The organism is Enterobacter cloacae complex sp. IR5459, assembly GCF_049238005.1.
Lineage (GTDB): Bacteria > Pseudomonadota > Gammaproteobacteria > Enterobacterales > Enterobacteriaceae > Enterobacter > Enterobacter hormaechei_C.
Genome location: NZ_JBMKIG010000010.1, coordinates 182,350 through 194,159, shown reverse-complemented (window position 1 = coordinate 194,159; position 11,810 = coordinate 182,350). Strand labels below are relative to the sequence as shown.

The following is an 11,810-nucleotide window of genomic DNA, read 5'->3' as shown; positions in this document are numbered from 1 at the left end:
CGATGGTAGTGTGGGGTCTCCCCATGTGAGAGTAGGGAACTGCCAGGCATCAAACAAGTGAAGAGGCCATCCGCAAGGATGGCCTTTTTGCGTTTCTACACCTGCTTCCTTTCCATAAACAAATCACCTATCCCCCCATATATACGGTAAACTATCCCGGTTTTTGCATCAGGATAGCGTCTATGAATCACTCCCTTAAGCCCTGGAATACCTTTGGTATTCAACGGAATGCTAATCAAATTGTACGTGCCGAAAGTGCTCAGCAGTTGCTGAATGCATGGCAAAACGCAACAGGAAACGGTGAACCCGTACTTATTCTGGGCGAAGGAAGTAATGTCCTGTTTCTCGATGATTTTGCGGGGACGGTAATCGTCAATCGCATCATGGGGATTGAGTGTAAAGAGAGCGCTGACAGCTGGCATTTACATGTGGGTGCTGGCGAGAACTGGCATCATCTGGTGCAATATACCCTTGAAAAAGGGATGCCCGGACTGGAAAACCTGGCCCTGATCCCGGGCTGTGCAGGATCATCTCCTATTCAAAACATCGGTGCCTACGGCATCGAACTGAAACACGTCTGCGAATATGTCGACTGCATCGAACTCGCGACCGGAACGGCGAAGCGCCTGACCGCAGAGCAGTGCCGCTTTGGTTATCGCGACAGCATTTTCAAGCACGATTATCAGGATCGTTTCGTCATTGTGGCCGTTGGTCTGCGCCTGGCGAAAGCCTGGAAACCCGTTCTGACTTACGGCGATCTGACCCGTCTTGACCCGGCTACCGTCACACCGCGTGAGGTATTTGATTCCGTATGCCACATGCGCATGACCAAGCTCCCGAACCCGAAAGTCAACGGAAATGCGGGCAGTTTCTTCAAAAACCCGGTGATCAGCAGCGAAAATGCAAAAGCATTTCTCGCTGGCTGGCCAACGGCCCCGCATTATCCTCAGGCGGATGGCAGCGTGAAGCTGGCCGCAGGCTGGCTTATCGATCAGTGTGAATTAAAAGGTACTACTCTTGGTGGCGCTGCTGTTCATCGTCAGCAGGCGCTGGTACTGATCAACCAGTCCAACGCGACAAGTGAGGATGTCGTCAACCTGGCGCACCATGTTCGTCAGCGCGTGGGCGAAAAATTCAACGTCTGGCTGGAGCCTGAAGTTCGCTTTATTGGCCGAACGGGCGAAGTGAATGCCGTGGAGACCATTGCGTGAAGGACAATACTATTCCGTTAACTCTCATCGGTATCCTTGCTGATGGCGAGTTTCATTCTGGCGAGCAGCTGGGCGAACAGCTGGGCATGAGCCGCGCTGCCATCAATAAACATATTCAAACGCTCCGCGACTGGGGCGTGGATGTGTTTACGGTGCCGGGAAAAGGCTACAGCCTGCCGGAACCGATCCAGTTACTGAATGAAGAGATCATCCGCAGCCAGATTGGGCACGGTAACGTCGCGGTATTGCCGGTCATTGATTCGACGAACCAGTATCTGCTGGATCGCCTGAGCGAGCTGAAATCCGGTGATGCCTGCGTTGCCGAGTACCAACAGGCAGGACGTGGCCGCCGGGGGCGTAAGTGGTTCTCACCATTTGGCGCCAACCTCTACCTTTCCATGTACTGGAGGCTTGAACAGGGGCCAGCTGCGGCCATCGGGCTGAGCCTGGTCATCGGCATTGTGATGGCAGAGGTGCTGCACGATCTGGGTGCCGATCAGGTGCGGGTAAAATGGCCCAACGATCTGTATCTCAACGATCGGAAGCTGGCGGGGATCCTGGTCGAACTGACGGGAAAAACAGGCGATGCCGCACAGATCGTTATTGGAGCGGGGCTGAACATGGTGATGCGAAACGTGCAGAACGATGTCGTGAACCAGGCCTGGACCAACCTACAGGAAGCGGGGATCACCATCGATCGCAATACGCTTGCCGTCCGCATGATCAATGAGTTGCGTAGTTCGCTGACGCTCTTTGAACAGGAGGGGTTAGCGCCATTCCTGTCCCGCTGGGAAAAGCTGGATAACTTTATTAACCGACCGGTGAAGCTGCTGATTGGGGATAAAGAGATTTACGGCACATCACGCGGCATTGACGCGCAGGGTGCGTTGCTTCTTGAACAGGATGGTGTGATTAAGCCCTGGGTGGGCGGTGAAATTTCGTTACGAAGTGCAGAGTAACCCTCTCCCCACAGGGGAGAGGGTGTAGCAGCTCATCACTGCGGATACGGCACCCAATCCCCGGCATTCAGTCGGACATAAGGCTTATTCTGATACTGGATCACCACCGCATTGGCGTTTTCCGATACCTCCGCCGTCTGCGGCAGCCCGCTGGTGAGCTGATCCCAGTTCACGCTATCTTCCACAAACAGCTTACCGTCTACTGCGCGAGCGACCAGTTCCGAGATAGCCAGATAGCTGCTTGGCTGGGTGATCTCAACTGGCGCTCCCTGATGCGGCGCCTTCATGCCAAAGAACTTAATCCCGGCCGGAACGTTAGTGATGGACGGGCTTGGGATATCGCGCAGACCAGACACCTGCATCCTGTCGCCTTTCAGCGCTCCCCCATGTTCCGGTACTACCACCACCATCACTTTGCGGCCTGATTTTTCCAGCTCGTTGAAGAACGCGTTCAGCTCGTCAAAGAACTTCTGCGCACGGGCCTTATAATCGGCCGTTTTACTCACGCCGGGATAATGGTTCCCGTCGTGCAGCGGCAGCGTGTTATAGAACGTCGCACTACGTGTCCCTTCCTCTTTGCCGACGGTATCTAACCAGCGCTGAAGCACGGCGGTATCGTCATACACCGGCGAGCCATCAAAGCCCAGCAACGTGACCGGCAGCCCTTTCTGGTCCATCAGCGGGGCCTGCATGCCACCCTGTTCACGTACTTCTTTCAGGAAGTTACCGAACTGACCGTTATGACCCATCATCAGGTGCTGGGTAAAGCCCAGTTTTGCCAGGTTATCAAACAGATAACACTGGTTAGCTGCCGGCTGGTAGAGGTTCTTATGCGAAGGCTGTCCGCAGCTGGCGCGCAGCAGGCGGATAGCCGCCGGGCCGCTGTACGACGTGGCCGAGTTGAAGTCCTTGAACTGAATATCGAAATGCGACCACAGCGGGTGCGACATCAAACCAGCCGCGTCAACGTCAGCCCAGGACAGAGAACAGATGTTAATGACCAGCAGCTCAAACGGCTGAGCATCGGCAGGCAGCGCGTCCGGGAATTTCGTCTGACGCTTATCTTCCGCAGCGTAAAAACTGGAGAGCCACGCGTTCAGGTTCGTGGATGTCGGCGGTGCAGTCTGCGCTGGAATATCCCCAACCACAGGCGTATCCCCTGCTGTCGCGACGGTCGCGGCGGCGGAACCGCCCGTGGTGGTCACGGTTGTCGTCGGCTGACCGGCTGGCCACAGCGAGAAGCTCGGGCCCGTCAGCGTCAGGACGTTAAGCCAGATCATAATCGCGACGACAAACACCGTCACCCGGATCCACTGAGACAGGAACAGCCAGGCGACCAGCAGGACAAATACCGCGCCAATCATCTGCCAGTTAATAAAGCGCTCAACCAGATCGAGCATATAGTCCGCACTGAAACCTGCGACCTGGGAGCCCTGGCTCATGATGCTTTCAGGGCCGGGCAGCCAGGTATCATGCCAGAACAGGGCGAAACCGATGGGAATAGCGACCCAGTGACGTATACGGTGCAGCCTGAGGTTCGGGATTGGCATCAGCAGGAATGCCATAAACACCAGGTTAAGCAGAGGGTGGAAATTAAGATAGCCTGCCCACAGCAGACCAAACTTCACCAGAAAGTAGAAATTCCAGCCGGACAGGCCGCGCCAGTATTGCCAGAGTGGCGATGGCGCCGAAGAGGTATAGGTAGAATTAGTCATGTTTTCGGTTTGCCTTGACGTTCGGAGCGCGACTCAGTGTTCCGGCGGGTTTAATATAGCGAGGTTTGACGAACAGTAATCTGACCGTATCGCGAATACGGCGCAGGGAATGGCGTGCATAGTAGCCAAGCGGCAAAAAAATCAGCGCGCACAGAACAACCAGTTGGATGATATCGCTGATATTCATAATGGCGCGCTCTCCTTGTTCTCATCCAGTAAGCGTAGCGGCTCAGGTACCCGACGCCAGACATGCCCGTCATGTTTCGCGTTCAGAACCGGTTTGGCACCGCTTGTCACAGGCAACGGTTTCGCCCACTTTTCAGGAGCCAGGGCACGCATCTGGACAAGCTCAGCGCTGATCAAATTATCTTCAAACCAGACCATGCGGTTCGAGAAGATATCCCCGGTAGGAAGCGGGAAGATATGGTTAAGCGCCGTATCCAGATCGTTCACCCGGCAGAAGGAGAGGAACAGCACCAGGCGGTTATCGCCAATGGTCATGATATCCCCGATACGGTTAGGGCGGCACAGAGTAAGCGCCTGCTCAACGCGAATACCCGGCACGGGGCGCAGGGCAACCATCACCCCTTTTCCGTCTGCCGGTAACAGCGTATTGCTCATCATGTTGCCCACCGCATCGCAGAAGGTGTCCCATTTCTGGTAGCCGCGCAGTTTCATCGGCTGCGTCATTGAAAGCAGGGTGCTGATATCTTCCGGAACATGTCGATTAAACTGCTGGCCCTGGATGCTTTCGATCAGCGTCAGACAGCGCGACAGGGGAGCATTCCACGGGATGACCATATTCGCGCCGCAGCCCAGTAATAAGCGCTCATCGGTGGCGCGCAGGCTGGTATTATTTTCACGCACCACAATTTTTAACGCGCTGCCGCGCTGGCGACGTAATGTGTGAATGTGCCTTGCCAGCGTTTCGATTTGGTTATTCTGGATCAACGAGAAAATAATGGTCGCCGCCTGCGTGGTGCGCGCCTCATCAAATAAGGCTTCATTGGTATCGAACAGTGACCAGTGCTCAGACAGTGCAGGCGCACCTTCCAGTACCGCAATATGACTCAGAACGCGTTTTTCATCACTGCGTGGCTGAACTACCGTCTCTTCCTGTTGAGCAAGATGCCACTCATCCCCGACATGTTTGAGGGTAAGTTGTTGTCGGGAGCTCACCCCTTTTTCATTGCACCAGAAAGCCACGTCGTAAAGATGGCTGTCGGTCTGGACACGAATACTGGCCAGGCCATAGAGAGAACGGTATTCACTCATTAAAAGTGAAAAAAGCTTGTCATTATTACTGCCTGGGTTAACAACCAATAAGGTGCAATTTTGATTTTTTGCCCATCTGTTGATTCTTTCCAGCCATTTCAGCAGTTTTTCAGAGGGGATATTTTGCAGGCCGTTATTAGAGCATTTTAGAATCAGTAAATAGTGTTCAGGAACAATAGAACACTGAATATCGCGGGGTAAAAAGTATAGACTGTCAGCCTCCGCAGGCATGGAAAATAATCGTACTGTCTGGGGTCCACGGTCACTGTCGAGCCTGATGATTGACTTCGGCTCTTCGCCCATCGTAATTATGGCCACGCGGGAATCCTTCCCCTGCGCCGCTATCGTCTGGTTTACCAGACTGATGGCATCTTCATTACGATCCGTATTAACCCACCAGACTCCTCCGACTGGCATGTGGCGCAATTCGTCCCATAATGACTGGATGCCAATAGAAAATATGGAGTCCACGGTGTCCCTCTTTTCGTCGAATTTCTATGTCTCTCAGTTTACTAGCGAAAGCGTAGAAATAAACCTAACATTGAAATTAAAGAACATCAGATTTAGCATGTAAATGAAATTTAGTGGGCAGGACGCCTCGCTGCATCTGAATCTTATGATTTTACTCAAAGGGATGAAAAAAGAATGCAAAATAACGAACCCGCAACCCCAGTCGACTCAAGTCTGGGTTACACATTCCAGAACGATTTTTTGGCACTCACGCAGGCTTTTTCTTTGCCTGAAATAGATTACACCGATATTTCCCAGCGGGAACAGTTGGCGGCGGCTATTAAACGTTGGCCGTTATTAGCTGAGTTTGCCCAACAACAATAAGGAAGCCATTGATGGCTGTACTAGGATTACAGGGCGTCCGTGGTGGGGTGGGTACAACTTCCGTTACCGCGGCGCTGGCGTGGTCATTGCAGGTATTAGGTGAATCGGTACTGGTCATTGATGCCTGTTCCGATAATTTGCTGCGCATGTCATTCAATGTCGACTTTACGCATGCAAACGGCTGGGGACGTGCGCTTCTGGACGATAAAGACTGGCGGGATGCGGGTTTGCGTTATACCTCCCAGCTCGATTTGCTTCCCTTTGGTCAATTGACCGAAACCGAGCGCGGGAATGAAGCCGCGTACCAGCGCCTGTTCTCTCGCTTCATCACCGCATTGCAGAGCCTGAAAGAGAGCGGGCACTACCAGTGGATCCTGCTGGACCTGCCGCACGGTGCCGCGTCGCTGACCCGCCAGCTGCTGGCGCAGTGCGACCATGTGCTCTCCATCGCGAACGTAGATGCGAATTGTCATATCCGTCTGCATCAGCAGCCGATGCCTGCCAATGCCCATATTCTGATCAACGATCTGCGCATTGGCAGCCAGATCCAGGACGATCTCTACCAGGTCTGGCTCCAGAGTCAGCGCCGCCTGTTGCCGATGGTGATCCATCGTGACGAAGCGATGGCGGAGTGCCTCGCGTCCAAACAACCCCTCGGGGAGTACCGTAGCGATTCACTGGCGGCGGAAGAGATCCTGACGCTGGCCAACTGGTGTCTGCTGCACTTTGCTAAAAGGCCGGAGCCTGCCGGGAGTTCAGTATGAGCCGCCTGACTAACTGGCTGCTCATTCCGCCGGTCAGTTCGCGCTTAAGTGAACGCTACCGCCATTACCGTCATCACGGCGCCTCGTCGCTGAGCGCAGCGCTGGGCTGTTTGTGTATGATTCTGGCGTGGATGTTCATCCCCCTTGAGCATCCCCGCTGGCAACGCATTCGCGCGCGCCACGGTGAACTCTATCCGCATATCAACCCTGACAAGCCGCGTCCGCTGGATCCCGCGCGCTACGCTATTCAGTCCATCTGGCTACTGACGACCTCAACGGGCGCGGAGAAAAAAACGTCCCGCTGGCGCAGCTTCGATCGTGTGCAGAACCTGCGTGTACACTACCACCAGTGGCTTGACCGGCTACCCGACCGGGTGGGCGACAAAACGGGTCATTTAGATAACCAAAAAGAGCTCGGGCACCTACACCCGGGCTTGCGGCGTTTTATTCTCGGCGTGGTTGTGGTGTTCTCGCTGATTCTTGCGCTGGTCTGTATTACCCAGCCTTTCAACCCGCTGGCGCAGTTCACCTTCCTGATCCTGCTGTGGGGCGTGGCGCTGCTGGTGCGGCGCATACCAGGGCGTTTTTCTGCCCTGATGCTGATTGTGCTATCGCTGACCGTTTCCTGCCGCTACATCTGGTGGCGATATACCTCAACGCTGAACTGGGACGATCCGGTCAGCCTGGTGTGCGGCTTAGTGCTGCTGTTTGCTGAGACTTACGCCTGGATCGTGCTGGTGCTGGGTTACTTCCAGGTTATCTGGCCGCTGAATCGACAGCCGGTGCCGCTGCCAAAAGACACGACCCAGTGGCCTACGGTGGACCTCTTCGTGCCGACCTACAACGAAGACCTGTCGGTGGTAAAAAACACCATTTACGCCGCGCTGGGTATCGACTGGCCGAAGGATAAAATCAAAATCTGGATCCTCGATGACGGTGGCCGCGCCGAGTTCCGCCAGTTCGCGGACGAAGTGGGGGTAGAGTACATCGCCCGTACCACGCATGAACACGCGAAAGCCGGTAACATCAACAATGCGCTGAAATATGCCAAAGGGGAGTTCGTCTCTATTTTCGACTGCGACCACGTGCCAACGCGCTCGTTCCTGCAAATGACCATGGGCTGGTTCCTGAAGGAGAAAGAGCTTGCGATGATGCAGACGCCGCACCACTTCTTCTCACCGGACCCGTTTGAACGTAACCTCGGTCGTTTTCGTAAAACCCCGAACGAGGGCACGCTGTTCTATGGCCTGGTGCAGGACGGGAACGACATGTGGGACGCCACGTTCTTCTGCGGCTCCTGTGCGGTGATCCGCCGGAAACCGCTGGATGAAATTGGCGGGATCGCCGTCGAGACGGTCACGGAAGATGCGCACACCTCGCTGCGTCTGCACCGTCTTGGCTATACCTCGGCCTACATGCGTATTCCTCAGGCGGCGGGGTTGGCCACGGAATCCCTGTCGGCGCACATCGGCCAGCGTATTCGCTGGGCCCGCGGCATGGTGCAAATTTTCAGGCTCGATAACCCGCTGATGGGTAAAGGGCTGAAGCTGGCGCAACGGCTGTGCTACGTCAACGCCATGTTCCACTTCCTGTCGGGTATTCCACGGCTTATCTTTCTCACAGCGCCGCTGGCGTTCCTGCTCCTTCACGCTTACATCATCTATGCGCCTGCGCTGATGATTGCCCTGTTCGTTCTGCCGCACATGATCCACGCCAGCCTGACGAACTCGAAGATTCAGGGGAAATATCGGCACTCCTTCTGGAGTGAAATTTACGAAACGGTGCTGGCCTGGTACATCGCGCCGCCAACCATGGTGGCGCTGATTAACCCGCATAAAGGGAAATTCAACGTCACCGCGAAGGGCGGGCTGGTGGAAGAGGAGTATGTCGACTGGGTGATCTCCCGGCCCTATATCTTCCTGGTGCTGCTGAATATTGTGGGCGTGATTGTTGGGATCTGGCGCTACTTCTACGGCCCGGAAAACGAAATTCTGACGGTCTTCGTGAGTATGGCGTGGGTGTTTTATAACCTGATTATCCTCGGTGGCGCGGTGGCGGTATCGGTGGAGAGCAAGCAGGTTCGCCGCGCGCATCGCGTCGAAATCAGCATGCCAGCGGCCATTGCCCGCGACGATGGACATCTCTTCTCCTGTACCGTACATGACTTTTCGGATGGCGGTCTGGGTATCAAGATCAACGGTCAGGCGAAGGTGCTGGAGGGGCAGAAGGTCAACCTACTGCTTAAGCGCGGCCAGCAGGAGTATGTCTTCCCGACGCAGGTGGTGCGTGTGAGAGGAAATGAAGTGGGTCTGCAACTGATGCCGCTGACCAAAAAACAACACATTGATTTTGTGCAGTGTACGTTTGCCCGCGCGGATACGTGGGCTCTCTGGCAGGACAGCTTCCCTGAGGATAAGCCTCTGGAAAGCCTGCTGGATATTCTTAAGCTGGGGTTCCGTGGCTATCGTCACCTTGCAGAATTTGCCCCGTCGTCGGTGAAATTAATTTTCCGGTCACTTACTTCACTGGTTTCCTGGGTCGTGTCGTTCATTCCGCGTCGACCTGAGCGAGATGAAGCGAAGCAGGCGGACCCGGTTATGGCTCAACAATGATGATAACGCGATGAAAACAAAACTTTCCTGGTTATGTGCAGTGGCAATGGGGATGAGTGCGCTCCCTGCAACAGTGGCTAACGCGGCGCCTGATAACGCAGCGACCACGCCCGCGCCAACGGTGCCTGTCGTCGCGCAAGCGACCGATCCGGTTGTGACGGCCGCGCCGGGGCAGACGGAGAACGTTGTCCCGAATCAGCCGACGACGGGGAATACGCTGCCCGGCGACAACCCGGTGGTTGGGCAGGTCATGCCTGGCGTGCCGGGAGCCAGTGCGCCGGTGGTTGCCGAAAATACGCCGTCGCGTGACGTTAAGCTGACGTTTGCCCAGATCGCGCCTCCTCCGGGCAGCATGGTTCTGCGCGGCATCAACCCAAATGGCGGTATCGAATTCGGTATGCGCAGCGATGAAGTTGTGTCAAAAGCGATGCTCAACCTGGAATACACCCCATCGCCGTCGTTGCTGCCGGTGCAGTCCCAGCTTAAGGTCTATCTGAATGACGAGCTGATGGACGTCCTGCCCGTCACCAAAGAGCAACTGGGTAAGAAAACCCTGGCTCAGGTGCCGATTAATCCGCTGTTTATCACCGACTTTAACCGCGTGCGTCTGGAGTTTGTCGGCCACTACCGCGATGTCTGTGAAAACCCGGCCAGCAGCACCCTGTGGCTGGATGTCGGGCGTAACTCTTCGCTTCAGATGACCTATCAGCCGCTGGCGTTGAAAAACGATCTCTCCGCCTTCCCGGTGCCGTTCTTCGACCCGCGTGATAACCGTCCGCTGAATCTGCCGATGGTCTTTGCCGGCTCGCCGGATGTGACCGAACAGCTGGCGGCCTCTATCGTGGCATCCTGGTTTGGTTCCCGCTCCGGCTGGCGTGGTCAAAGTTTCCCGGTCATGTACGACAAAATGCCAGACAAAAACGCGATTGTGTTTGCCACCAACGCCAAACGCCCGGCATTCCTGCGTGACCATCCGGAGGTGAAAGCACCCACCATCGAGATGATCAGCCATCCGGACAATCCGTACGTGAAGCTGCTGGTGATCTTCGGCCGTGATGACAAAGATCTGGTGCAGGCGGCGAAGGGCATTGCGCAGGGAAATATCCTGTTCCGCGGTAACAGCGTTGTGGTGGATGAGGTGAAACCGCTGCTGGCGCGTAAGCCTTATGATGCGCCGAACTGGGTACGTACCGACCGGGCAATCACCTTTGGCGAGCTGAAAACCTATGAAGAGCAATTGCAGTCAACCGGGCTTGAACCTTCTCCTGTCAGCCTGTCGCTGAACCTGCCGCCGGATCTCTATCTGCTGCGCACCAACGGCATTGATATCAACCTGAACTACCGTTACACCGCGCCGGCAACCAAAGACAGCTCGCGCATGGATATCAGCCTCAACAACCAGTTCCTGCAATCGTTCAGCCTGACCAGCAGCCAGGAGACAAACCGGTTGATGCTTCGTCTGCCTGTATTGCAGGGGCTGCTGGATGGCAAAACCGATGTGTCGATCCCGGCGCTGAAGCTCGGTGCGGTGAACCAGCTGCGGTTTAACTTCCAGTATATGAACCCCATGCCGGGTGGATCGGTGGAAAACTGTATTACCTTCCAGCCGGTGCAAAACCACGTGGTGATTGGCGATGATTCCACGATCGACTTCTCGAAGTATTACCACTTTATCGCGATGCCGGATCTGCGTGCCTTTGCTAACGCCAGCTTCCCGTTCAGCCGCATGGCTGATCTCTCTGAATCGATTGTCGTGATGCCAAAAGCGGCCAACGAAGGTCAGGTTGCCACGCTGCTGGACACCATGGGCACCGTTGGGGCGCAAACCGGCTTGCCGGCTATCAACGTGACGGTGACGGATGACGGTAGTCAGATCCAGAACAAAGATGCCGATATCATGGTCATCGGCAACATTCCGGACAAGCTGAAAGACGAGAAGCGCGTCGATCTGCTGGTGCAGGCGGCTCAGTCATGGGTCAACACGCCGCTGCGTCAGACCGAGTTCCCGAGCATCATGCCGGACAGCGGCGATCGTCAGGCCAATATCAGGACGACCGTAAGTTCAACGGGTCCGATGGCCGCGATTGTCGGCTTCCAGTCGCCGTATAACGACCAGCGCAGCGTTATCGCCCTGCTGGCGGACAGCCCACGCGGCTATGAGCTGCTCAACACGGCCATGAACGACAGCGGTAAACGGGCAGCAATGTTCGGTTCCGTCTCGGTGATCCGTGAGTCGGGGGTAAACAGCCTGCGCGTGGGGGATGTCTACTACGTCGGTCATCTGCCGTGGTTCGAACGCCTGTGGTACGCCCTGTCTAACCACCCGGTGCTGCTGGCCGTGCTGGCTGCGCTCAGCGTCGTATTGCTGGCATGGGTACTGTGGCGTCTGCTGCGAATCATCAGCCGTCGTCGTCTTAACCCGGACCATGAGTAAGCGGTG

At 55.7% G+C, this 11,810-nt stretch carries 9 protein-coding genes; 6 read left to right on the top strand and 3 right to left on the bottom strand.

Translation table 11 applies throughout. From position 1 onward, the window contains the following. The first annotated feature begins 182 nt into the window (after positions 1 to 182). Positions 183 to 1,211, top strand: a complete 1,029-nt coding sequence (gene murB / locus ACOTX4_RS19920) for a UDP-N-acetylmuramate dehydrogenase (RefSeq protein ID WP_063938280.1) — start codon at positions 183 to 185, stop codon at positions 1,209 to 1,211. After that, positions 1,208 to 2,170, top strand: coding sequence for a bifunctional biotin--[acetyl-CoA-carboxylase] ligase/biotin operon repressor BirA (gene birA, locus ACOTX4_RS19915; RefSeq protein ID WP_003861169.1), 963 nt, complete (start codon positions 1,208 to 1,210; stop codon positions 2,168 to 2,170). The genes murB and birA overlap by 4 nt, the downstream gene beginning before the upstream one ends. A gap of 35 nt (positions 2,171 to 2,205) precedes the next feature. On the opposite strand, the gene bcsG is transcribed toward birA, so the two are convergent. Genes bcsG through bcsE form a run of 3 tightly spaced genes read right to left on the bottom strand, consistent with a single transcriptional unit; the run spans position 2,206 to position 5,631 of the window. Beyond that, positions 2,206 to 3,885 carry a cellulose biosynthesis protein BcsG gene (gene bcsG / locus ACOTX4_RS19910; protein ID WP_023315007.1) on the bottom strand — a complete coding sequence of 560 codons (1,680 nt, stop codon included), beginning with the start codon at positions 3,883 to 3,885 and terminating at the stop codon, positions 2,206 to 2,208. Further along, positions 3,878 to 4,072, bottom strand: coding sequence for a cellulose biosynthesis protein BcsF (gene bcsF, locus ACOTX4_RS19905; RefSeq protein WP_003861172.1), 195 nt, complete (start codon positions 4,070 to 4,072; stop codon positions 3,878 to 3,880). The genes bcsG and bcsF overlap by 8 nt, the downstream gene beginning before the upstream one ends. Then, positions 4,069 to 5,631 carry a cellulose biosynthesis c-di-GMP-binding protein BcsE gene (gene bcsE / locus ACOTX4_RS19900; protein WP_022652017.1) on the bottom strand — a complete coding sequence of 521 codons (1,563 nt, stop codon included), beginning with the start codon at positions 5,629 to 5,631 and terminating at the stop codon, positions 4,069 to 4,071. Before bcsE ends, bcsF begins: the two co-directional genes overlap by 4 nt. A gap of 174 nt (positions 5,632 to 5,805) precedes the next feature. Between bcsE and bcsR the strand changes: the two genes are divergently transcribed. Genes bcsR through bcsB form a run of 4 tightly spaced genes read left to right on the top strand, consistent with a single transcriptional unit; the run spans position 5,806 to position 11,804 of the window. Continuing rightward, positions 5,806 to 5,994 carry a cellulose biosynthesis protein BcsR gene (gene bcsR / locus ACOTX4_RS19895; RefSeq protein ID WP_003861175.1) on the top strand — a complete coding sequence of 63 codons (189 nt, stop codon included), beginning with the start codon at positions 5,806 to 5,808 and terminating at the stop codon, positions 5,992 to 5,994. A gap of 11 nt (positions 5,995 to 6,005) precedes the next feature. After that, positions 6,006 to 6,758, top strand: a complete 753-nt coding sequence (gene bcsQ / locus ACOTX4_RS19890; RefSeq protein WP_003861177.1) for a cellulose biosynthesis protein BcsQ — start codon at positions 6,006 to 6,008, stop codon at positions 6,756 to 6,758. Then, on the top strand, positions 6,755 to 9,370 hold the full coding sequence (gene bcsA, locus ACOTX4_RS19885) for a UDP-forming cellulose synthase catalytic subunit (RefSeq protein WP_059370798.1): 2,616 nt from the start codon (positions 6,755 to 6,757) through the stop codon (positions 9,368 to 9,370). The genes bcsQ and bcsA overlap by 4 nt, the downstream gene beginning before the upstream one ends. 10 nt (positions 9,371 to 9,380) lie before the next feature. Continuing rightward, a complete protein-coding gene (bcsB, locus tag ACOTX4_RS19880) occupies positions 9,381 to 11,804 on the top strand; it encodes a cellulose biosynthesis cyclic di-GMP-binding regulatory protein BcsB (protein WP_057979983.1) in 2,424 nt (807 codons plus the stop codon). The last annotated feature ends 6 nt before the right edge of the window (positions 11,805 to 11,810 follow it).

Bases quoted from the DNA above. Each gene is read 5' to 3' on its own strand.
- murB (WP_063938280.1), top strand. From the start codon at position 183: ATGAATCACTCCCTTAAGCCCTGGAATACCTTTGGTATTCAACGGAAT.
- bcsG (WP_023315007.1), bottom strand. From the start codon at position 3,885: ATGACTAATTCTACCTATACCTCTTCGGCGCCATCGCCACTCTGGCAA.
- bcsF (WP_003861172.1), bottom strand. From the start codon at position 4,072: ATGAATATCAGCGATATCATCCAACTGGTTGTTCTGTGCGCGCTGATT.
- bcsR (WP_003861175.1), top strand. From the start codon at position 5,806: ATGCAAAATAACGAACCCGCAACCCCAGTCGACTCAAGTCTGGGTTAC.
- bcsQ (WP_003861177.1), top strand. From the start codon at position 6,006: ATGGCTGTACTAGGATTACAGGGCGTCCGTGGTGGGGTGGGTACAACT.
- bcsA (WP_059370798.1), top strand. From the start codon at position 6,755: ATGAGCCGCCTGACTAACTGGCTGCTCATTCCGCCGGTCAGTTCGCGC.
- bcsB (WP_057979983.1), top strand. From the start codon at position 9,381: ATGAAAACAAAACTTTCCTGGTTATGTGCAGTGGCAATGGGGATGAGT.